This is a genomic window from Microbacterium sp. ZW CA_36, assembly GCF_044987475.1.
GTDB lineage: Bacteria > Actinomycetota > Actinomycetes > Actinomycetales > Microbacteriaceae > Microbacterium.
This window is the reverse complement of sequence record NZ_JBJDRL010000008.1, coordinates 37,265-57,190: the sequence shown is the minus strand read 5'-3', so window position 1 is coordinate 57,190 and position 19,926 is coordinate 37,265. Positions and strand designations below refer to the sequence as shown.

General features: G+C 66.6%; 22 protein-coding genes. 13 read left to right on the top strand and 9 right to left on the bottom strand.

The features are described 5' to 3' along the window. The first annotated feature begins 8 nt into the window (after positions 1-8). The 3 genes from ACI3KX_RS05980 (at position 9) to ACI3KX_RS05970 (ending at position 1,519) form a co-directional block, all read left to right on the top strand. Positions 9-800 carry a MerR family transcriptional regulator gene (locus ACI3KX_RS05980; protein WP_363356767.1) on the top strand — a complete coding sequence of 264 codons (792 nt, stop codon included), beginning with the start codon at positions 9-11 and terminating at the stop codon, positions 798-800. Positions 801-905: 105 nt separating this feature from the next. Further along, positions 906-1,325 carry a hypothetical protein gene (locus ACI3KX_RS05975; protein WP_349426187.1) on the top strand — a complete coding sequence of 140 codons (420 nt, stop codon included), beginning with the start codon at positions 906-908 and terminating at the stop codon, positions 1,323-1,325. Then, positions 1,322-1,519 carry a helix-turn-helix transcriptional regulator gene (locus ACI3KX_RS05970; RefSeq protein WP_363356766.1) on the top strand — a complete coding sequence of 66 codons (198 nt, stop codon included), beginning with the start codon at positions 1,322-1,324 and terminating at the stop codon, positions 1,517-1,519. The genes ACI3KX_RS05975 and ACI3KX_RS05970 overlap by 4 nt, the downstream gene beginning before the upstream one ends. A gap of 754 nt (positions 1,520-2,273) precedes the next feature. Here the strand turns inward: ACI3KX_RS05970 and ACI3KX_RS05965 are convergent. Together ACI3KX_RS05965 and ACI3KX_RS05960 are read right to left on the bottom strand one after the other, a co-directional pair. Then, the gene (locus tag ACI3KX_RS05965; RefSeq protein ID WP_349426184.1) at positions 2,274-2,570 is read right to left on the bottom strand and encodes a HigA family addiction module antitoxin; all 297 of its coding nucleotides are present in this window, start codon (positions 2,568-2,570) and stop codon (positions 2,274-2,276) included. 13 nt (positions 2,571-2,583) lie between these two features. Further along, a complete protein-coding gene (locus ACI3KX_RS05960; protein WP_363356765.1) occupies positions 2,584-2,865 on the bottom strand; it encodes a type II toxin-antitoxin system RelE/ParE family toxin in 282 nt (93 codons plus the stop codon). A gap of 300 nt (positions 2,866-3,165) precedes the next feature. Between ACI3KX_RS05960 and ACI3KX_RS05955 the strand changes: the two genes are divergently transcribed. The 3 genes from ACI3KX_RS05955 (at position 3,166) to ACI3KX_RS05945 (ending at position 5,934) form a co-directional block, all read left to right on the top strand. Next, positions 3,166-3,915 carry a YhjD/YihY/BrkB family envelope integrity protein gene (locus tag ACI3KX_RS05955; RefSeq protein WP_363356764.1) on the top strand — a complete coding sequence of 250 codons (750 nt, stop codon included), beginning with the start codon at positions 3,166-3,168 and terminating at the stop codon, positions 3,913-3,915. Positions 3,916-4,375: 460 nt separating this feature from the next. Further along, the gene (locus ACI3KX_RS05950; RefSeq protein ID WP_363357050.1) at positions 4,376-4,783 is read left to right on the top strand and encodes a YciI family protein; all 408 of its coding nucleotides are present in this window, start codon (positions 4,376-4,378) and stop codon (positions 4,781-4,783) included. A gap of 5 nt (positions 4,784-4,788) precedes the next feature. Continuing rightward, complete coding sequence (locus tag ACI3KX_RS05945; RefSeq protein ID WP_404908623.1) at positions 4,789-5,934, top strand: RNA polymerase sigma factor; 1,146 nt, start codon at positions 4,789-4,791, stop codon at positions 5,932-5,934. Between the two features lie 129 nt (positions 5,935-6,063). On the opposite strand, the gene ACI3KX_RS05940 is transcribed toward ACI3KX_RS05945, so the two are convergent. Then, a complete protein-coding gene (locus ACI3KX_RS05940) occupies positions 6,064-6,423 on the bottom strand; it encodes a hypothetical protein (RefSeq protein ID WP_363356762.1) in 360 nt (119 codons plus the stop codon). A gap of 294 nt (positions 6,424-6,717) precedes the next feature. Here ACI3KX_RS05940 and ACI3KX_RS05935 point away from each other — a divergent pair, with 294 nt between their 5' ends. Both ACI3KX_RS05935 and ACI3KX_RS05930 read left to right on the top strand, forming a co-directional pair. Further along, positions 6,718-7,311, top strand: coding sequence for a TM2 domain-containing protein (locus ACI3KX_RS05935; RefSeq protein ID WP_404908621.1), 594 nt, complete (start codon positions 6,718-6,720; stop codon positions 7,309-7,311). 50 nt (positions 7,312-7,361) lie between these two features. Continuing rightward, on the top strand, positions 7,362-8,753 hold the full coding sequence (locus ACI3KX_RS05930; RefSeq protein ID WP_404908618.1) for a DUF2252 domain-containing protein: 1,392 nt from the start codon (positions 7,362-7,364) through the stop codon (positions 8,751-8,753). A gap of 261 nt (positions 8,754-9,014) precedes the next feature. On the opposite strand, the gene ACI3KX_RS05925 is transcribed toward ACI3KX_RS05930, so the two are convergent. Together ACI3KX_RS05925 and ACI3KX_RS05920 are read right to left on the bottom strand one after the other, a co-directional pair. Continuing rightward, entirely contained in the window at positions 9,015-9,818 is an 804-nt protein-coding gene (locus ACI3KX_RS05925; protein WP_404908616.1) for a trypsin-like serine protease, read from the bottom strand. Positions 9,819-10,133: 315 nt separating this feature from the next. Further along, the gene (locus tag ACI3KX_RS05920; protein ID WP_404908613.1) at positions 10,134-11,114 is read right to left on the bottom strand and encodes a hypothetical protein; all 981 of its coding nucleotides are present in this window, start codon (positions 11,112-11,114) and stop codon (positions 10,134-10,136) included. A gap of 127 nt (positions 11,115-11,241) precedes the next feature. On the opposite strand from ACI3KX_RS05920, the gene ACI3KX_RS05915 reads away from it, so the two are divergent. Both ACI3KX_RS05915 and ACI3KX_RS05910 read left to right on the top strand, forming a co-directional pair. Beyond that, a complete protein-coding gene (locus ACI3KX_RS05915; RefSeq protein ID WP_404908610.1) occupies positions 11,242-11,727 on the top strand; it encodes a tetratricopeptide repeat protein in 486 nt (161 codons plus the stop codon). A 295-nt stretch (positions 11,728-12,022) separates the two neighbouring features. Beyond that, on the top strand, positions 12,023-12,517 hold the full coding sequence (locus ACI3KX_RS05910) for a hypothetical protein (protein ID WP_404908608.1): 495 nt from the start codon (positions 12,023-12,025) through the stop codon (positions 12,515-12,517). 168 nt (positions 12,518-12,685) lie between these two features. Here the strand turns inward: ACI3KX_RS05910 and budA are convergent, their stop codons facing one another. Both budA and ACI3KX_RS05900 read right to left on the bottom strand, forming a co-directional pair. After that, positions 12,686-13,393, bottom strand: coding sequence for an acetolactate decarboxylase (gene budA / locus ACI3KX_RS05905; protein WP_404908606.1), 708 nt, complete (start codon positions 13,391-13,393; stop codon positions 12,686-12,688). Positions 13,394-13,907: 514 nt separating this feature from the next. Continuing rightward, positions 13,908-14,732: an MOSC domain-containing protein gene (locus ACI3KX_RS05900; protein WP_404908604.1), complete on the bottom strand. Its 825-nt coding sequence runs from the start codon at positions 14,730-14,732 to the stop codon at positions 13,908-13,910. 409 nt (positions 14,733-15,141) lie between these two features. Between ACI3KX_RS05900 and ACI3KX_RS05895 the strand changes: the two genes are divergently transcribed. Then, complete coding sequence (locus tag ACI3KX_RS05895) at positions 15,142-16,035, top strand: alpha/beta fold hydrolase (RefSeq protein WP_404908601.1); 894 nt, start codon at positions 15,142-15,144, stop codon at positions 16,033-16,035. Between the two features lie 115 nt (positions 16,036-16,150). Further along, positions 16,151-16,822 (top strand): DUF6226 family protein, encoded by a 672-nt coding sequence (locus ACI3KX_RS05890; protein WP_404908599.1) that lies wholly within the window; start codon positions 16,151-16,153, stop codon positions 16,820-16,822. Between the two features lie 416 nt (positions 16,823-17,238). Here the strand turns inward: ACI3KX_RS05890 and ACI3KX_RS05885 are convergent, their stop codons facing one another. Then, positions 17,239-17,571 (bottom strand): DUF3887 domain-containing protein, encoded by a 333-nt coding sequence (locus tag ACI3KX_RS05885; RefSeq protein WP_404908596.1) that lies wholly within the window; start codon positions 17,569-17,571, stop codon positions 17,239-17,241. A 383-nt stretch (positions 17,572-17,954) separates the two neighbouring features. Here ACI3KX_RS05885 and ACI3KX_RS05880 point away from each other — a divergent pair, with 383 nt between their 5' ends. After that, positions 17,955-18,107: a hypothetical protein gene (locus ACI3KX_RS05880; RefSeq protein ID WP_404908593.1), complete on the top strand. Its 153-nt coding sequence runs from the start codon at positions 17,955-17,957 to the stop codon at positions 18,105-18,107. Between the two features lie 573 nt (positions 18,108-18,680). On the opposite strand, the gene ACI3KX_RS05875 is transcribed toward ACI3KX_RS05880, so the two are convergent. After that, a complete protein-coding gene (locus ACI3KX_RS05875) occupies positions 18,681-19,439 on the bottom strand; it encodes a class I SAM-dependent methyltransferase (protein ID WP_404908591.1) in 759 nt (252 codons plus the stop codon). Positions 19,440-19,926: the final 487 nt, after the last annotated feature.

The following is a 19,926-nucleotide window of genomic DNA, read 5'->3' as shown; positions in this document are numbered from 1 at the left end:
TGGAGCCCATGCTCACGATCAGCCAACTGGCCTCCTACGCCGGGGTGACAGTGCGGACAGTTCGGCACTATCACCAGATCGGCCTGCTCGCCGAGCCCGAGCGCGACCACTCCGGCTACCGCAGCTACGACACCGCCGCCGTGGTGCGGCTGATCCGGATCCGCGTGCTTGCCGATGCCGGCGTCCCCCTCGCGCGCGTGCAGGAACTGCTCGTCGCCGCCCCCGACGAATTCGCCCAGGCCGTCGGAGAGATCGACAAGGCGTTGAGCGCCGACATCCGTCGCCTGCAGAGCAACCGCAAGCGGATCGCCAAGCTCGCCGCCGGCGATCACCTGGCCCTTCCCCAGATCGTCTTGGACTACCTGGACCGGCTGCGCGGGCTCGGCGTCGGCGAGGCCTACATCGAGCTCGAGCGCGACGCCTGGATCATGCTCGCCGCGCAGGATCCGCTCGGCATCGACGCCGTGATCGCCGAGAAGAACCGCCAACTTGACGACGACCCGGACATGACACGCCTCTATCGCCTCCTCGGCTCCGCGCCGCAATGGCCGCCGGACGATCCCCGAGTCGTCGAACTCGCCGACCTCGTCGAGCACCTCCGCATCCGCGCAATCCAGAGCGGTGAGGTGGAGATCGGCGGCGCTGATCAGACGGACCCTCTTCTGGCCCTACTGGACGCGGCCATGACCGAGTCGGCACCGGTCGCTCGACAGCTGCTGGCGATCCTCGAGCAACGCGGGTGGCGTGGCTGGAATCGACTCGAACGGATCCCCGAAGGGCGCATCCCCCGCGATCGCTGATGCCGAATCGCATGTCAAGTGAACTTGACACGCCGACTTCCAATCACCTACTTTGTCAAGTGAACTTGACACGCCGCGCGGCGGCGCGCAACAGAAGGGACGACCGTGAAGGCAGACACTCCTACCGGCGGATACCGGCAAGAGATCAGGGCTACCGCCAACCTCTTCGGGTGGGGACTCGCTTGGATCGCGACGCTGGCCCTGGCCAGATTCGGCCCCGAGTTGCTGTGGGGACCCACCCAGCAGGTGGCGAGCTGGGCCGCCGTCATCCTCAATCTCGCCGCCGGCATCGGATGGATCGTCGCTTTCACGCGCTTCCTCCGAGCTGTCGACGAACTGCAGCGACAGATCATCCTGGGTGCCCTCGCGATCACACTCGGCGCTGGGTGGGTTGCCGGCCTCGGCTACGTGGTTGCCGATGCCGCAGGTCTCCTCAGCTTCGATGTCGACATCGCCGCCTTCTCCGTGTTCCTCGGCATCGTCTTCCTGATTACCTTCCTCGTCGGAAGGATCCGCTATCGATGAAGAATCGCATCTCGGACCTTCGCGCCGAGCGCTCCTGGACGCAGGCCGACCTGGCCGCACAGGCGAGCGTCTCGCGACAGACCATCAACGCGATCGAGACGGGCAAGTTCGACCCGAGCCTTCCCCTCGCGTTCCGCATCGCCAAGCTGTTCGACCTCCGGATCGAGGACATCTTCACGGACGATCAGGCCTAGGTGACCGCGGCGACCACTGAAGGTTGAGACCCGTGAAGCGAAAACGTCACGCAGCTGGTGGGGCAGGGCTCATCGCGATCGGCTCGGCCCGGTTGCTCGCGCGTCATATCGCCGTTTGGCGGTCTCTTGGGGAGTGAGGGCTCCATCCAGTGGGTGGCGTTGGCTGCCGTCTGGCTCTTCCTGCTGGACGGGGCCGCACTGCTAGCTCGCGGCAGCTTCGCCGTCCCGGCATGCCAGGACCAGAGCAGCCCCACGGATTCGTCCGCTTGACGGTCGGTGTCCGCGCCGAGTGGCGGGCGTCGATTATCTTGATCGCATGGCATGCGGGCGCGACGAGGCGGGTGGGTCGTTCTTCGGTGCCTGGGCAGCGGCTATCGCGATTCTCGCGTTTGGACTAGGCATGTGGTGGATCGCTACATTCCTGTACTCATCCGTGGGTGGTGACCTATTCGCCCCGGTCGAAGACGGCCGGTGGGTGGGAGCGCCGATGATGGTGCTTCTCGCGCTCTTCACGTTCGTCGGGCTCGCCGCGGTGGGCGTTGCCATCTTCCTGATTTGGCTGTTGGTGTCGACTGCGTGGGAAGCCAGACGCCCGCGCTAGTGAGGCGTGTCGGTGACGCCGTTCCGTCCTTCGAGTCGGCTCTCCGGTCTCCTTGTCGGCAATGCGCTCCAGCTCGGCCGCCACCGCTGCTCGCCGGAACGGAGCGCACGGACGCCGGCCCTTGTGCGGGCGCAGGCCCGCGTGACTCGGAAGTCAGGCTGGGATCAGGCGCTCGACGCGTGCGAGGTCGGCGTCATGCTCGTCGTGCTCGAGCTCGATGTCGTAGTCGTTCTGGATGTTGAGCCAGAAGCGCTCCGAGAGGCCGAACGCGCGAGAAAGCCGTAGGGCGGTGTCGGTGGTGATCCGCCGCTTGCCGCGGATGATCTCGCTGAGCCTGGTCTGCGGCAGGCCGGTCGCCTGCGCAAGGCGGTAGGCCGTGATCCCCAGCGGCTCGAGGAACTCGGTCTGGAGAATCTCACCCGGGGTGATCGGGTTGTGTGCCTTCGTCATCGGTGGTCCCTCCTCAGTGGTAGTCGACGATCTGGACGTCGGTTGGACCGGCGGATGTCCAGACGAAGCAGATGCGGTACTGGTCGTTGATGCGAATCGAGTGCTGTCCGTCGCGGTCGCCGGCCAGCTTCTCGAGCCGGTTGCCCGGCGGGATCCGCAGGTCGTTGATCGTCTCGGCTGCGTTGAGCAGGCGAAGCTTCTTCTGTGCGGCGCGTTGCAGTTCCGGCCCGAATTGCCGGACATGCTCGCGCGCCCAGACCTTGCGCGTCGGCTCGTCCGCGAAAGACTGGATCACCCCGCCATGCTAACGCTAGTCGATAGTATTGGCAAACGTGAGCAGATGAACGAGTGCGCGATCGCCGCTCCCTCAGCGCGCCGATCGTGAAGCCTCAGCCGTGAAGGTCGGTTCGTGTGTGGGCCTCGTGCGCGGTGTTAGCCTCTGACTGGATCGGGCGACGTCGTCTCGGATCGTGAGGTGCCTATGGCTCGGTGGACCATGAGTCGCCTCGTCCGCAGCAGTGCGCGGTCACCTGCTGGGCGATTCGCGTTGCGAGTCACCCGCGATCTTGCCGACCTGGGCCTTATCGATCGCGGCATGACCCTCGCGGCGCATACATTCACGTCGGTCCTGCCGATCTTGATCGTCGTGGGCGCGTTGCAGTCCAGGCTCGACAGCCGGACGGCCGCGATCTTCGCGGAGCACATGGGATTCGATGCGGCCACGGCCGAGACGCTGGAGAAGTCACTGCCGGGAGGCGCTCAGGAGCTTCGCGCGACAGGTGTCATCGGCGTGGTCCTCCTCGTCATCGCCGCGACCTCATTCGCGCGGGCTCTGGAACGGAGCCTTCGCAGGATCTGGCGTGCGCCCGCTGTCAGCCTGAAGTTCGCCTGGCGGTGGCTCGCGGCGATCGCAGCGGTCGTGGTCGGAATCGCGGTGGTCGTCGCGACGCGCATCATCATTAGCGATGATGGACCGCTGCGCGTGATCGAGTTCATCGCCGAGGTCGTGCTGTGGGGCGTGCTGTGGTGGGTCGCTTCGTGGATCGTCGTCAATCGCCGGGTCAGCCTTCGACAGCTGCTGCCGGGCTCCGTTCTCGCGGGGATCGGATTCGCCGTGGCCGGAAGGTTCGGCAGAGTCTTCCTGCCACCGCTGCTCGCAGACTCGGCACAGCGATTCGGCGTCTTGGGCATGGCGTTCACCTATATCGGATGGCTGCTCGTGCTGGCTTGCATTCTTCTCATCGCGGCGACGGTCGGTCGAGTCGTGTATCTCACCTACTCGGGGCGAGCATGGCGTCACTCCGCTTCGAGGTTCCGAGTCGATGTGCGAGCAGCTCGGTTGTAGGAGCTGGACCCGATGCGCTCCGCTGAAGCACCCCACCACGGATCCGGCGCAGCTTCAGAGAACCGCCGACCGTAGGACACTCCGCCGGCGCGCATTTTGGCGTTGCGCTACCTGCTGGCCGAGAGACGTCGGTTGTGGATCCGGATGCCGATGAGACCCGGCGCGAGTGCGATTGCTGCGACGGCGACCGACCAGAATCCGATCGTCGGAACGAGGAAACTCGCGGAGAGTGCGACAAGATTCCGACCACTGTCTACGCGGTGAGCGCAACCGAGTCCTCGAAGCGGACGATGTTCGTCGGCCGCGCCGTCGGCGTACGCCAGGCCTCCCGCCGACGGGTCCTTGAACGGGCTGCGGCAACAACTTGAGAGAATTTCCCGTCCCGATGTAGAGATGGGCGGTTCGGTTCCGTCTCCTATCCGAAGCGGCCAGAATGGGCCGCACCGAACGGAAGGTCGTCATGGCCAAGTACCTGATGCTGAAGCACTACCGGGGCGGGCGTCCCTCGACGAACGCGGTTCCGATGGACCAGCTCACGGCGGAAGAGTGGACGGCGCACGTGCAGTACATGCAGGACATGGAGCGGCGCCTCATCGACTCCGGCGAGCTGATCTCGTCGGAGGCGCTCTCGATGGGCGGCGCGTGGGTGCGCTTCGACGGCGAGGGGCGTCCGCCGGTCGTCGATGGTCCGTTCGCCGAGACGAAGGACCTCATCGCCGGCTGGATGCTCATCGAGGTCGACTCGTACGAGCGCGCGCTGGAGCTCGCGTCCGAGCTCTCGGCTGCGCCGTGGGCCGGCGGCGCGGCTCTTGGCGAGTGGCTCGAACTGCGTGAGGTGATGAGCGCGGTGCCCGCCGACGTCGGATGACGCCGGTGGATGCCACGGCACTGCGCCGAGCGATCCCTGAGGTCGTCGGCATCCTCGTCCGGCGCGGCGCGGACTTCGCGTCGGCCGAGGATGCCGTGCAGACCGCCCTCGTGCGCGCCCTCGAGCGACCAGTGCTCGAGGGCGTGCGCGACATCCGTGCGTGGCTCGTCACGGTCGCCTGGCGTGCGTTCCTCGATCAGGTGCGCAGCGATACGGCCCGCGCCGCGCGGGAGGAGCGGCTCGCACAGGAGCGCGAACCCGGCCCGGTACCGCAGCATGACGACACCCTCGGGCTCTACTTCCTTTGCACGCATCAGGTCCTCACCTCCACGTCGGCGATCGCACTCACGCTGCGTGCGGTCGCGGGCCTGACCACGCGGCAGATCGCGGAGGCCTTCCTCGTGCCGGAGGCGACGATGGCGCAGCGCATCAGTCGCGCGAAACAGCGGCTCGCCGGCATCCCGCTCGATCAGCCGGGTGATCTGTCCCGTGTGCTGCGCGTGCTCTATCTGCTGTTCAACGAGGGTTACTCGGGCGAGATCGACATCGCGGCCGAGGCGATCCGCGTGACGCGGCAGCTCGCCGCGCTCAACGACGAGCCCGAGGTCTCAGGGCTCCTCGCGCTCATGCTGCTGCACCATGCGAGGCGGCCGGCCCGGGTGGTGGGTGGGCGGCTCGTGCCGCTCGCCCAGCAGGATCGCTCGCTGTGGGACGTGGATGCGATCACCGAGGGCGTCGCGATCCTGCAGTCGGCGCTCGCACGGGACCGGCTGGGACAGTACCAGGCGCAAGCTGCGATCGCGGCGCTGCACGCGGATGCGCCGACGGCGGCCGAGACCGACTGGGTGCAGATCGTGGAATGGTACGACGAGCTTCTCGCCTTCGGGGAGTCGCCCGTCATAAGACTCGGCCGGGCGGTCGCTGTCGGCGAGGCCGACGGGCCGCGCGCGGGCCTCGCGGCCCTCGACCTCGTCGCCGATGATGTGCCGCGATACCACGCCGCCCTCGCCTACCTTCGTGAACGGGCCGGAGAGGTGGATGCCGCTGCCGACGAGTACGCGGAGGCCGCGCGCCGCGCGACCAGCACTCTCGAACAACAGCACCTTCTGCGTCAGGCGGAGCGCCTCGGCGCGAATCAGGATCCTTGCTGAGCATGAGGATCCCTCAGTCGCACGTGGCCGGAGAGCGCCGATTCCAGCTCGGGCACGATGTAGCAGCCAAGCGCTTCCCTCGGTTTCCGAAACATCCAGATCAGGCGCCTCCCAGGTCGTGCGTACGTATCACTGCGGGCCCGCGGGATGCGCGAGATCGTAGGCGCGGGAGACCTTCGCCGGGACGACCATGCGCCAGGCATCAACGACGAGCTCACGGGCCTCGGCAGGCTCCAGCGCGGCAAGCTCGGCGTGGACCCAGTTGAAGCGCAGGTCTGAGTCCGAGGGCATCTGGAACTTGCGCGGATTCCCCCCGACGAGCGCTGCCCGCTCCTCCCTCGGGAAGGCGAACCCCATCACGCTCTCGTCGAGAGAGAACGCGACATAGACCATCTGACCGACGCGGAACTTCAATCTCCCGCGCACGTAGGCATGGTAGGAGCGCTCCAACTCTGCGCCCAGCGCCCGAACGTCGTCGATGACCGCCATGTCCACAGCCTCTCAGGCGTGTCTGACTCGGAGCTATCCCCTCTCCGCAGGCAGAGCATCGTGCGGTCAAGCTTCACGCCCGCCGCTCCTTACGTCTTCAGGTAACCGCGCGCCTCGACGATGCGGCCGTCACGGACGCGGATCAGGTTCATGCCCCTGACCCAGTCGTTTTCACCCGCCCAGCGCAGGTTCCACGGCGCCATGACATGTACCGAGCAAGCCGAGCGTCTGCGCGCACACGCTATGTTGAGCGCACGGATGTCTGGGTGGCTCCGTGAGACGAGGACGAGAATGATGGATACTCCTCCCATTCCTCCAGCAGGCTGGTACGACGTGCCTGCAGGCGGCAAGCGGTTCTGGAACGGACGCGAGTGGTCCACAGACGTCCTCGGTGCCCCCAACGCGCAGGCTGAATACGCGGCGCTCGACCCCTACCTGCCAGCACCACGCACGGAAGTCATTCCGGCGGCGCCGCAAGTTCGCGCTCACTCCGCAGCCCAGCTTCAGCCCGCCGGCTGGTACCCCGGTCCTACCGGGGCACTTCAGTGGTGGGATGGTCGGCAATGGGGGCCATTCGCGCCGCCGACCGCCGCCATCTCGCGCCCGGCGAAAGAGGTCGGGATCGCGTACTTGTTCTTGTTCCTTCTCGGCGGTTTCTCGGCACAGCGGTTCTACCTCGGGCTTGTCGGATCCGCGATCGTGTTCAACGTGCTGTGGTGGGGCGGCTGGATTCTCGCTGGTCTCGCGATCGGGATCCCGATGATGGTCGCTGCTGGCATTTGGTGGTTCGTAGACCTGTTCCTCTTGCCCTCGCTCGTGCGCAACGCCAACGCCCGAGCGCTGGCACCCACGCCGATGACACCCTTCCCGCCGATTCGCCGACTCTGAAGACAGCGAGTAGCACTTCGCGACGCGCGAGCCCGCGGTAGCCTGCCCGCATGGGCATCGGCGAGCGACGGTCATCCGCGAACGAAGCCGGACGCCAGGTGCGCAAGCGTCTGCCGCGACGAGGCTTGGCCGAGCTGGTCCTCCCCGTCGACCGGGATCCCATCGGCATCCTCGAGGAACAGCACGCGTCGAGATTGCAGGATCTCGTCCCGGTGCGGGTGGGACGGATGCTGCAATCGCCGTTCTCGTTCTATCGGGGCACGGCGGCGGTCATGGCGGCCGACCTGCGCGATGCACCCACCACCGACCTCGAGGTCGTCTCCTGCGGCGACGCCCACATCTCGAACTTCGGTTTCTTCGCCTCGCCCGAACGCGCGCTCGTCTTCGACCTCAACGACTTCGACGAGGGCGGCGTCGCGCCGTGGGAGTGGGACGTGCGCCGGCTCACCGCGAGCGTGCACATCAGCGGGCGCGACATCGGCTTGAGCGAGGACGCATGCCGCGACGCGGCATTCGTCGCGGCCGACGCATACCGCGAGACGTTGCGGGGCTATTGCCGCCTCTCCACGCGAGAGCGCTACTACACCCGGGTCGACACGTCCGCGGTCGCACGTCACCTCGGGGAGAAGGGTGAGCGGACGGTTCGCAAGGCGGCGAAGAAGGCCCGCGCACGCACGTCCGAGCGGCTCCTGCAGCGCCTGACGACGTTCTCGGTCGACGGCGGCATCCGCATCGTCGATCAACCTCCCATCCTGCGCCACGTCGACCACGCGACCTTGGGCGAGGTCACCGACCTCTTCACCCAGTACCGCGCGACTCTGCGCGAGGACATCGCGTTCCTGCTGGAGCAGTACCGCGTGGTCGACTTCGCCCTGCGGGTGGTCGGTGTCGGCAGCGTCGGTACCCGCTGCTATCTGCTTGCCGTCGAGGGGCCCACCGGCGACATGCTGTTCCTCCAGGCGAAGGAGGCTCCGCCGTCCGTCTTGACGACGTACGGAGGCCGGCGGTCGATCATCCCCGGTCGCCCCGGCGTGACGGACTTCATCGAAGGCCACCGCGTCGTCGCCGCCCAGCGGATCCTGCAGGCGAACTCCGACCTCTTCGTCGGATGGATCCGCGGCTGGGCCGGTGACTCCGCAGAACGTCACCGGGTGGACTACTACTGGCGGCAGTTCCGCGACATGAAGGGTTCGATCGAACCGGCCACGCTCGACGCCGACCAATTCCGCTCGTACGGGGCACTGTGCGCCGCGCTCCTGGCCCGGGCGCACGGACAGTCCCCCGCCTCGGCCGCGATCGTGGGCTACCTCGGCCGGTCCGAGCAATTCGCCGAGGCGACGGCGGCATGGTCGGCCGCCTACGCCGATGTCGCCGAAGCCGACTTCGAGCTGCTGCGCCGAGCCGTCGCATCCGGACGCCTGCCGGCCGAGACCGGCGTCTGAGCCGGGTCTGGGCGCCTCTCAGCCCCGAGGGCGGGTCTGCCTCACATCCGCCCTCGGATGCCGCCATCGGTGCCCTCAGGCCGGTCGTTCAGCGGGCCCCTTCCGCGCGAACCCAGTCGTTCGCCTACTCACTGGTCCGCACTTCCAGAAGGCGGCCCCTGCGCCTGGCGCGCCGGCTCGCCGTATGCGGCCGCTGACGGGGCTGGTTCGGGCTACCGCGGCTACGGATGCGCCCCGGGTTGGCCGTTCGGCCTTCCATGGTCAGGGAAGTGCGACGAACGATGCCAGGAAATCTCGGGCTGACTGAGTGTCGAGCCGGTACGTCTGGTTGGTCGCACGACACCAGCGGTCGGTGCGCACGGTAGTTGAGACTACGAGGTTGCTGTCGACACCGCCGAGGAAGTGTGGCCCTCCCGAGTCGCCGGCACAGATGCCGCCGTCGCCGGTTGACGGGTTCTGCGACAGCTCGAGTGCGTTCGGCCTTAGCGACTGGAAGCTCTGCAGCGCGTAGCGGCGTACACCGTCGCGCCCCTCGTTTGTGTTCGGCCCGCCCGTCTTGTCCGTGCGCACGGAGCCGTAGCCGACCGTGGTGAACGTCTGGTCGCGGAGCTGTCCGCTTGCCTTCAGCTCGTCGAGGAGGCCGGCCGTGGGCAGCTCGGCTGGGGTGATGCCAGGTGAGCTGTCAAGCAGTATGACGGCGATGTCGTGGGTGTCGGCCTGACCCCCCGAACCCCAGAGGGGGTGCTTTATCGCGCTTCCTGCGATGAGGCCGGTGGGCGCGGACGCGTCCTCGTCATACACCGTGGCGAACGAGACCCAATACGGCTGCCCGACCCGTTCGAGGACATCGACGCAGTGAGCCACGGTCAGGAACACATTTCCGGAGATCAGGGTCCCGGAACAGGTGATGTCGGGTCCCGGGCTGGCAGCATTCCGGTCTATCACGACGACGCCGACGTTCGGGTGCAGTTCGCCGTCGGGGTCGCCGAAAGTGATCGCTGATGCCGGGACAGCGCTCGCGCACACGAGGGCCAAGGCGATTATCGTGATGAATAGTCGACGCATGATGGAGTCTCCTTGGCTTACCGGTGGTTGCCGCTCCGATGCGCACCATTAGACACCCGCGTCTTGCTCGAATCCATGGGGGTCCTCGCGGTGCTTCTGCGGACAGTGATCAGCGCTCCGTGACATTTGTTCCGCAGAGCGTACGGAAGTCATCGCGATCATGGGCGACGGGGGTACTCGGCTAGCCGCCTCGAGGCTCTAACGTTCCACCCGATGAACCCACGCGCATCAAGGGGGTCAGCGACTGTCGCCCGTAGGCCGGTCCCTCAGCGTGCGGGTACCGAGTGCTCAGCAACCTCCCAGAGCGCTGTGTGGCTAGATCGCCTCGCGGTGCCGGTGCAGTTCGTCCAACCGCCGATAAAACTGCGCCGCGTTGCCTGGGCGCAACTGGCGGAGCGTCGAGTTGTAGATGACCTCAGCCGCCGCTTCGCCCAGGTTGAGCAGCTCGCCCAGTCGGGCAACGGCATCCTCATCCGTGTTCGATGCGGCGATTGCGGCAGTGACTTCGGCGAATGCCCCGGCGGCGGCGAGAACGCCCCGAACGCGAGCAACCTCCTCATCGACAGCCCGGCGGCGATCGTCGGGTGTGGGCTGTGACCGCCGCTGCTGTCGGTGAGAGCCAAGCACCTCCCGCGAGACATGCACGTTGAGTGCCGTCTCGGTACGCACGCCGAGGCTGACCAACACGGCGTGCAGATCGTGGGCGCCGGGCTCGAGGCGTTCCCAGGCATTCGGCATGATCGCAACGCTCACGCGTGCGTACTCTCCCGGATCCAGCGGGACCGCCGTGCGCTGAGCGGAGTCCGCCCAGCCAAAGTGAAACGCCGTCTCGCCGGGTTCGGCGAACACGCCGACGACGTGAAATCCGTCACCGTTGGGTATCCAGCGGTGCGAGCCGGTGTTGACGATGTCGACGGCGAATCCGTCGTTGCCGGAAGCACCTTGCATGAGCGTCGGCCAGCGCAACGCGAGGCCCTGTCTGCGTTGCGCCCGGCTCGGGCGCAGCGTCATGGTCTCCGGATGCACACGGACCGTGGCGTCGGATGACACCGGCTGGACGTGGGCGACGCGCCACACAGTCGCCTCGGCGTCAACAGGCGCGCCAATGAGGACTTGGCCGGACTGGTGTCGCTTGAGGACTCGCCAACCGTCGGGTGGTGCACCCTCAGCGGAGGCCTCGTCCACCCGCGCGCCGATCTCGGCTGCGAGCGCGTGCAAGACGACGCCCGGCTGTTGAATCGCCGCGCGATCGACGTCAGCGTGACCGAGCTGCGGATGATCGTCGGACACGTCCATGCCTCGATCATCACACCTGAGCCCCGATGCGCGGCCGCGGGCGGGTCCATTAGCGTGCGCGAGTGTGATCGGCTATTCACGTCTCACGGCAGCGGGCACTACGACCCCGGCGCAATAGCCTGGACGGATGAGTACTGGGACTTGGGAACGCCGCGTCGCCGCACTCTGGGCCGACGAGACCATTGGCGACCAGCGCCGAATCGAGCTCATGCGCAGCATTGCCGGTGCCGCACCTCACCCGGCACTCGGTTGGTTCGAGCTCGGCGGCGCCTTCGACTCCGCCGGCTACGAGGCCGAGGCCGACTTGCACTACGCAGCCGCCACTGCCGCCGGCCTAGACACCGTAGACGCCGGCCGGGCGGCGCAGATGGTGGTTCAGCACGCCTCGACCCTGCGGAACCTCGGTCGGGTGGACGAGGCAATCGCGATGCTCCAAGACGCACCTGAGCACCCCGCCACCGGTGCCGCACCAAGAGTCTTCCTTGCACTAGCCCTTCACAGCGCCGGCCGACAGGATGAGGCACTCCGCGTCGCGATAGAGGCCGTCGAACCGACCCTGCCCCGTTACCGCCGTTCGGTGAGGGCCTATGCCAAGGCTCTCACCGAGCGCTAAGCGGTCCGCCACCCATGTCCCGAAAGCCGGTCCGCCTGCGGGCGGTGCGCTTCCGCTCCCCCGCTACGCGCGCAATAGTGCCCACCGTGCGTGGTCGCAGGTGCGATTGCCGATCTCGCTGCGCGGCGGCGTGTGGAGGGGCAGGACCGATGGTCACTCGCGTCGTTGGCAGAGGCTGTGGCCGACCGAGGGACGTAGCACTCATCCGCGACGCTGGCAACCCCACCTTGATTTCATGCTCGCTCACGGCTGGCGCGCATACGATTGCGCGACCGCACGACGAAGGGAGACGAGAATGACCGACATCCAGGGAAACTCCGAAGCCACCCAGGCGGCGCGAGACGCCGCCGAGCGAGTGCGCACATCGGCCGCCGACGGCGCAGAATCGTTCGGCGCCACGGCGGAGCAGATCGCTGACGAGGTCTCGGCCGGCGCGGAAGCCGCCAGGAGCGATGTCGCAGGAACCGTGAGCGACATCGCAGACAAGGTGAGCGAGAAGGTCGGCGACGTCGTCGATGGAGCCAAGAGCGCTGCATCCGAAGCGAGGGGCGCGGCCGGAAGAGCCGCGGATGCCGCCGTCGATGCCGCGAAGGCCGCAACCACGAGTATCAAGGATGTCGCCGACAACGTCGATCTCGACAGCCTTGTCGCCCACACCAAGACGGTCGCGGGGGACTGGACTGACAAGCTGAAGCAGACCTATCGCGAGCGTCCCGGCGTCGTGATCGCCGCAGCCGTGGGCGGTGTAGTGGTGCTGGGCGCGATCGTGCGCTCGATCAGTCGTCGCTGACACTGACGCTTACCTGTGTCCGAGCCCCGGAGGGGTGGAGGCAATGCACTGAGCGCATCACGCCCGCTCAGCAATGACTGTCAGTGCTCGAGACCCATCCGCAACCGCGCTGCGCGCGGAGGTGGCGCCTTCATCGTGCGATCGACCGTTCTGGTGTTCCCGCAACCGTCAAGAACCGGCGGTTGCCCCGCCCTCGACCGCAACGATGCGATGGTCGTCGTTGTGCGTGAGTTCGGTGTTGAGAAAGCGACTGTCCGTCGGCAAGCGCAGATCGAAGCGCGAATACGATGCGATCTGCAAGCTGGCACTTTCGATCGTGACATCCAGAATGTGACCACCGACACTCCGATCGTCGGCGAGGAAATGCAGGTGCAGCCCTGCAACGGTGATGCCCTGATAGATCGCAGGCGCCCAGAATCCGATGAGCGTGCCTCGCACGTCGACGAGATCTGTCTCGATCTGTTGATTGACGACCTCGGCGAGCGGCCGGAACGGGTGTTCTTGGCGCTGCGTGACTCGAACGCGCGCTGACCGCAGCACGCCGTCGACGCGCACAGCGTGGAAGAGATTGCGGCTGACCAGCGCCCGTTCGATGTGCTCCGTCAAAGCCGCCAGCGCAAGCCCGGTGATGGGTTCGGGGGTCGCCGTGGGGAACCGGCAGACGACGACAAAGGGGAGAATCTCGCTATCAGTCATCCGCGCCGGCGGTTTCTCGACGGTGCATTCGAAGACCTCACCCTCGTTGATGATCACTTCGCCGCCAAGACTCTCGCAGCACCCGATGCCGAAGTCGCCGACCTCCTTCGCGGTCTTCACCGACATCCCCGAGTCGTAGGTACCCGCGAGGAGCGCGTCTAGCACCGCGAATTGGGTCACCGCAGCGTCTGCGAATTGTCGACCTGACACGTCGCGAGGCTACCGCGACCGGCGCCAGATCCATCCGACCAAGCTCCCCGCTGCTTCAATGACGGGATCCTGACCCGGGCGCCTGCACGGTTAGGCTCCGCTTTCGCACTATCGACTCAGCCGCGGGGCTGAGCGGGGTGGCAGCCGTGGTCGGGTGTTGTCGGGCCGGATGTCAGCTGGTTCTGGTGGCCATGAGTTCGACAGCGCAGTCTCGCGTGCACGCGAAGAGTTCGTCCAGTCCGGTGGTGGGGTGGCCGAGGAAGCGCACCACCAGATGCGGTGTCCGCTTCGTCGTCCTCCCCTGCGCACCTCGTGTGTTCGGGTTTGTCAATGCAGATGCCTCAGCCGCATACGTTCCTGAGCGCCCCCGTCACGGGTTGACACCTTCTGTCCATCTCGTTGCCGATCCTCAAGTGTGAGTTCGTCCGAGCCGCGACTGGTCGGCCCACCGGGGCGCATCCACCAAACCACCGTTGCGCACGTCTCAGGCTGCAACCACCGAGTCGCCGACCGTGATCAGAGCCTGCGCCGGTGACGCTGCGAGATCGGGAACAAGCCAGACGCCAAACCGGGTCTTGCCATCCCACTTGCGGTACTTCGCAAGGGTGCGAATGGGCTCTTTGCCCCGCACCAGCGACCGCGGATCGATTGTCGTCATGACACATCGGTCACACACTCCGATCACCCGAAAACGCACCTTGCCGAGTTGCACAAATGGCCAGGCGTCCTCGGCGAAAGGCTCGCTCGGGTCGCCATCGACAACCACGTTTGGGCGAAACCGCACCATGTCCAGCGGCGGCTCATCATCACCGGTCCACGCGTCCAGCTGGGTCAATGAGGACTCGCTGGTCAACAACAGCGGCGCGACGTCTGCGAGCGACACTCGGTCATCCGGCCGCCCGCCGTGCAAGGGGTTCACGGGTCGAGCTCGGGGGTCGGGTTGCCAAACGAGCCGCACCGAACGATCGAGACGGAGACTCAGCCAGGCATCGACGTCTGAGCCGGCCGGCAACGCGGTGCCCTGACGCGAGTGGCCCACGCTGACCGGCGCCGCGCCGGTCGGAACATCGACCCGCAGCGGTGCAGCGCCGCCGTGACGATCGGCCAGCAGCAAACCTCCGTCGGGCCGTACTGCCGCGGTGAGCGAGAGCAGCACGTTCGCTTCCCGCGCAGTAACGGGTCGGCCGTCGGAATCGACCACCGCCCAGCGACGATCGTCCGCGAGCCCCCACGGCAACACTCGCGCAGAACTGACGTCAACGCCGGCGAACGACTTGACGGGATACACGCGGAGTCGTGTGACCTGCACCCGAGAACGCTACCGCGCACACGAGCCCGTCGCTGAGCGCGCCGGGCGGCCGGTCCTACCACTCTGACCAGGGGATACCAGTGTCGCTCCCGCGGGAGGGAATCGCGCGGCTCAGCCGCTGGCCACATCCTGCCCGCACGAGTTCACAAGCGGGTCGGGTCAGCGGGCGATCCCGACGGCGTAAGCATGATCGGCCGTGGCGGCGCCGCGCGATTCCGCTCGTAGCCGCACGCCTCGCGACTGGGCCCACCGCTCCCAAAGGGAGCCGCCGGGCCGGCGGCACTTGCGTTCGCCATCCCTTAACGCGCCGACGCACTCTGGGATCCGTATCCGGGCGAGCGCTCGATTCGGATCCGCTTTCGCACATCACCGTGTTGCTCGACGGCCCGAGCCCGTAGTCTGCTTGCACATGGGGACTGGACTCACCTGGGGCACGGTGAGGATAGCTGCTGTCACGGGCGTTCTCGCCCTGGTACTTGTCGGAGCAGGGTGCACCGCAAGCGAGGTCCCCCGGGATTCGCCGGCGGCTGTCACACCCTCATCCACGGCCGCGGAAGCCGAGGTGAAGCTCGTGGATGTCGGCAACGGCCGATCTGTGAGCGCGACATGCTGGGGATCAGGATCCCCAGCAGTCATCTTTCTGCACGGCCTGATCATGCGAGGCGACTCCGACGGATGGGCTCACTCCCCTGAGCTGCAACAGCGCATCGCACCTGAGACGACCTACTGCGAGTACGAGCGGGTGAACGTCGGTGCCAGCTCGAAGGTCGACGGGCCCTTTCCTGTGACGGACACGGTCGCCGACCTCAAGGGGCTGATCCAGGGGCTGGGTCTCGCATCTCCTGTGGTACTCGTCGGCGGCTCGTTCGGGGGACTTGTGGCATACACGTACGCGGGAACCCATCCGGCCGATGTGGCCGGGGTAGTCCTCCTCGATCCGACCCTCCAGTCCGAGGACGAGATCGAGAAGTCACTCCTCCCCGAGAGCATGTGGCTCCCCTACGAGGCGTGGCAGGACACGCGCGAGCAGATCGATGTGCTCGGCGCCTACCCCGTCGCCCGCGAGGCACTCGCCGGAATTCCATCGGTGCCAGGCACGATCTTCGTGACGGAATCCCTGGAGGCGCCCGACCCGGCGAGCGCTGAGGCGTTCCGGGCCGGCATCCGGCAGATGCAGGCAGACCTCATCGCACACTTCGATCCGTCGGCGACGATCACAGTCGACGCGCCGCATGCGATGCTGCCGATCGTGCCCGATGAGATCGCAGCTGTAGTGATCGGGATGGTAGATGCTGCCGGCTGATCGTCAAAGCCCCCGCAGACTCCCAAAAAGGGCGGCCCGTTCAACGGGTCGTTGAGCGCGCCGACCGTCACCGTGTAGCTGTCGGGATGCCACGCCGGTGCGGCAGGATGACGAGGTGGCCTCCTACTCGCGTCCGTCGATTGACGCGCCGGAGTTTCGCGACTCATTCGGTGAGGTAGTCGACTACGGACACCGATGGGACGGGTCGCCTCCGGAGAACACCTACTCGGTCGACACGCATCCCGAGCGGTTCGCTCCCCTTCACGCTGTCGCCGATGCCCTTATCGCGCACCTGCGTGACACCTACGACGTCGACATCGACGAGGGCGCGGTGCTGGCCGCGGATCTGCTGCACCCCAGCTATCACGACGTGGTGCGCGCCATAAGGATACGACCGAATGATCGGGCGTGCGCGTCGCTGACACTGGTCTTCACCGCCTACCCCGGCATCTACATGCACGCGGGGCTGCTCAATGACTTCCACTATCCGGTCTGTGGTTGCGACGCCTGCGACTCGAACTGGGAGGGCGAAGCCGACGACCTCGAGCGACAAGTGCTCGCAGTCGTCGCTGGACGCTACCGAGAGACCGTTGAGCTCCGCGAACTGGACCCCTGGATCGGGTACGCATTCACGTACTCGGACGGCGCGCGCTCAGGCGGATCCCGCGAGCAAGGTATGTCACCCGAGCGTCTCAGAGCGGCGAAGTCGATCCTCGGGAGACTCTCGGCAGGGTGGTCACCGTGGCCGAGAGTCGATCCACACCCTCCTGATCAATACGACCTATGACGCGTCTGGCGAAGAGCTGACCCTCCGCCACGGTCCGTAAGCCGGTCCCTCAGCGGGCGCTTTCGTTGAGAGATTGGGCTGTGGCTTCGTTGTTGTCGGTGATGATGACGAGGTTCCGCAATCTCGGAAGCGTCAGGGTGATGATGACGGCCGGTTGCCCGTACCGATAGCACCACCACGAGCGCTGTTCGCCTCTTCGCATGTACCCAGCCCTGATGGCCACCGTGCCGGTACCTCCGACGCGAAAGCGGACGGGAATCTCGGTGGTCGGGTCTCCCGCCACTCGAGTGGAGAGAATGGCCCAGCGAGCGATGCGAAGCCGCCGACGCAGGCTGAAGATCTTTCACCGTCCCGTGGGACGACCACCAAGTCGCCATCGGCGATTGTGGCATCTACGGTGCCGGCCGCAGAACTGCTCATGCAAGTTCCGGGTTCAGAATGTGGAGACCTGCGATCGTGAGGTCGTCTCGGAACGCGATGCGCGCAACGTAGTCGCCGGCTTCGAACCTCAAGGGCGTGTTGGTGACGGTAATGTCCGCTGTCCGAGTCGCTTCGGTGTCGCCGCGGCCTTCGTAGTTACCGGCGAGCCCAACGATTCGCCCCCACGCTGCGGCCAGCGCGTCTTCGGAAAGACCAGTTTGCATTGCGGTGTCGAAGCGGCTGGTTACGGCGTCCCAACGCCCGCCGGTGAGGTCGTCGATTACCGAGGCGGCGATGGGTGCGGCCTCGGCGAGCGGGGTGGTGTTCATCGGTTCTCCTGTTCGTGGATCGGTGGGTCTGCCGTAGCGCTGAAATGCCGCTTGTCGGGTGACACCTAGCGCGTCACCGATGGCCTGCCAGCTCGTTCCCTCGCTCCGCGCCTGCTGCACGGCGGCGACTACAACCCGCTCTGCGCTCTCCCTAATCCCGACAGCGCCTAGGACGAGCCCGACGCGGTTATCGGGATCGCCGAGTACCGGAGCCACAAGCAGCGCGTCACTACGCGCCGCCAACTCGGCCAGAGCACTTGTCAAGCTGGATTGCATGTGTAAAGGATACGTTTACAAAAGTTCGGAAGTCAATCTGCCATTGGCTGGGGCCGCCAGGCGGTCCGCAAGCGCACGTGTTGGGTCGTATCGCTAGCCTGAGGCGCGTGTTGATACTTCTCGACAAGGTGGTGCGCACGGATTACGGCCAGTTCACGATTCTCCAGGGTGCTGACGGCTTCGATGGGGATGCCAACCGGTTCTTCGCCGACCAGGCAAACGGGTGGGTCGGCGCCGCTGTTCCTGGGTGGTCCATGTAGTGCTTGCCCGACGATCGGGCGGCTCAGCCGTGCGCATTGAACTGCATCGGGATGAGCCTGACCTGGACGAGGCGGAAGACATCGTCGAAGTCTCACTGGAAGTGAGCGAAGGCGGCCTGTCCTGGGAGAGTGGGCCGGCGAGTCGAGCGACACACTCGACGTTCCTTCGGGCACATATCGGGTTCGCGTTGGCGCGAGTGGCAGGGATGCCGGTCAGGCCGGCGAGTTCGCCGAGGGCATCGTCGACTGGTACACGATCCAGCTCTGGCGCGCGCCGCCAGCCGACGACAGGATCGTCCAAGTCGGGAGTCAGGATGCCGCGTACTGGCACGCCGAATGGGGCGGCCGCCGCGGAGCTTGACGGCCGCCCGCCGCTCGCACGGCAAGCGGCCGCTTTCGCTTCGGTGGAGAGCGGGGATTGCTGGCGTCGCACCCGTAGCACCCTGCGCTCGAGGTTGGCCTCCATGGGGGGGTACGGTCCTCGACGTGCGGCAGCGGCCCGGCCGCGCTCGGTGGCCGGTCCTCGAGCGGGCTGCCACGGAGAAGGACTGGTGGGAGCGGGCCGTTGCCGCCTCAGGCTTGATGGACGAGGCGATAGACCGATACGTGACTTCGGGACTCGGCGGTAAATGGACTGCGATCCCAGTCGGCCCATCTGGACTCGAGTTCGAACCCTGCGAGACGCGCCATGAGATCCAGTTCACTCGGCCAGATGTAGCGGTGCGGGGACCGCCCTATCCGGGCTTCGTGACTGCCAGTAATCTGCGGGTCGAAGGACACGTGATGGGAGATGACCAGCTGCTGGAGGGGGTCGTATGTGTCGACCAATATGTAGCCCGGCTCGCTGACCTCGAGTGTTCCGCCGTGCCCGGGCGCCAGTGAGCGCAATTGCGGCACCCACAGCTCGATGACGAAACGACCCCCGTGTCGCAGGTGGCGCGCGGCGTTGCGGAAGCACTCGACTTGCTCGTCTTGGGTGAGAAGGTTCGAGATGGTGTTGAACACGAGGTAGGCGAGTGCGAATTCGTCGCCCGCGCTGGCTGTGGTCATGTCGCCCTCGACGACAGGCAGCGCATCCGGCCCGATCTTCTCCCGCAGCCGCGCGAGCATAGCGGTCGACAGCTCGATGCCGCTCACCCCGACACCCGCCTCGGAGAGCGGGATCGCCACACGGCCGGTACCGATGGCGAATTCCACAGCCCGGCCGCCATCGGCGAAATCGACCAGAACGTCGATCGTCGGCCCGAGGACGTCATCGGCGAACATGCCTTCGCCCGGTGTGTCGTAGTTCTGGGCGGCGACGTCGTCCCAGAGCTTCTGCTGATCAACCATCACGCCATCCTCTTCGGGTGCCGTCAACCGGTCAATGCCGTAGTGGACGGCCGGGCGCCCAAAGCATCCGAACGCCCGTGCAGACGGCAGACGACCCGCTGCGCTGACAAGTGCTGCGTCCCGAGCGCCCGAACCGCCCTCAGCGTTCGAATGCCGGTCCGTGTGCGAACGTCGTTTGCGATGTCCACGCGCGACGCGCGGAGGGATCGCGGGTCAGACACGTCGTCCATCGCGAGGGGGCGTCCGTTTCCGGGCGCTCTTCGACGGTCGACGTGCGTGCCCTCGGGAGTGAGGACAGTGATATCGCGAGTTCTCCACGCCGTGTCGTACGGCCCAGTCACCGAATCCGGCGACAGTCCTCGACATGCCTCGGCCACCGACTCGAGCTGGCCGAGGACGCAGGAGACGAACACCTGAATCGTGGACGCCGCTGACGGCGCCGAATCGTCGTCGGCGGGAACCAACAGAACGTCCTGGAACGCCCACC

Excerpts from the sequence above, each read along its gene's own strand:
- ACI3KX_RS05980 (WP_363356767.1), top strand. The coding sequence starts at position 9 with ATGCTCACGATCAGCCAACTGGCCTCCTACGCCGGGGTGACAGTGCGG.
- ACI3KX_RS05970 (WP_363356766.1), top strand. The coding sequence starts at position 1,322 with ATGAAGAATCGCATCTCGGACCTTCGCGCCGAGCGCTCCTGGACGCAG.
- ACI3KX_RS05965 (WP_349426184.1), bottom strand. The coding sequence starts at position 2,570 with ATGACGAAGGCACACAACCCGATCACCCCGGGTGAGATTCTCCAGACC.
- ACI3KX_RS05955 (WP_363356764.1), top strand. The coding sequence starts at position 3,166 with ATGACCCTCGCGGCGCATACATTCACGTCGGTCCTGCCGATCTTGATC.
- ACI3KX_RS05950 (WP_363357050.1), top strand. The coding sequence starts at position 4,376 with ATGGCCAAGTACCTGATGCTGAAGCACTACCGGGGCGGGCGTCCCTCG.
- ACI3KX_RS05940 (WP_363356762.1), bottom strand. The coding sequence starts at position 6,423 with ATGGCGGTCATCGACGACGTTCGGGCGCTGGGCGCAGAGTTGGAGCGC.
- ACI3KX_RS05935 (WP_404908621.1), top strand. The coding sequence starts at position 6,718 with ATGGATACTCCTCCCATTCCTCCAGCAGGCTGGTACGACGTGCCTGCA.
- ACI3KX_RS05930 (WP_404908618.1), top strand. The coding sequence starts at position 7,362 with ATGGGCATCGGCGAGCGACGGTCATCCGCGAACGAAGCCGGACGCCAG.
- ACI3KX_RS05925 (WP_404908616.1), bottom strand. The coding sequence starts at position 9,818 with ATGCGTCGACTATTCATCACGATAATCGCCTTGGCCCTCGTGTGCGCG.
- ACI3KX_RS05920 (WP_404908613.1), bottom strand. The coding sequence starts at position 11,114 with ATGGACGTGTCCGACGATCATCCGCAGCTCGGTCACGCTGACGTCGAT.
- ACI3KX_RS05915 (WP_404908610.1), top strand. The coding sequence starts at position 11,242 with ATGAGTACTGGGACTTGGGAACGCCGCGTCGCCGCACTCTGGGCCGAC.
- ACI3KX_RS05910 (WP_404908608.1), top strand. The coding sequence starts at position 12,023 with ATGACCGACATCCAGGGAAACTCCGAAGCCACCCAGGCGGCGCGAGAC.
- ACI3KX_RS05895 (WP_404908601.1), top strand. The coding sequence starts at position 15,142 with ATGGGGACTGGACTCACCTGGGGCACGGTGAGGATAGCTGCTGTCACG.
- ACI3KX_RS05885 (WP_404908596.1), bottom strand. The coding sequence starts at position 17,571 with ATGAACACCACCCCGCTCGCCGAGGCCGCACCCATCGCCGCCTCGGTA.
- ACI3KX_RS05875 (WP_404908591.1), bottom strand. The coding sequence starts at position 19,439 with ATGGTTGATCAGCAGAAGCTCTGGGACGACGTCGCCGCCCAGAACTAC.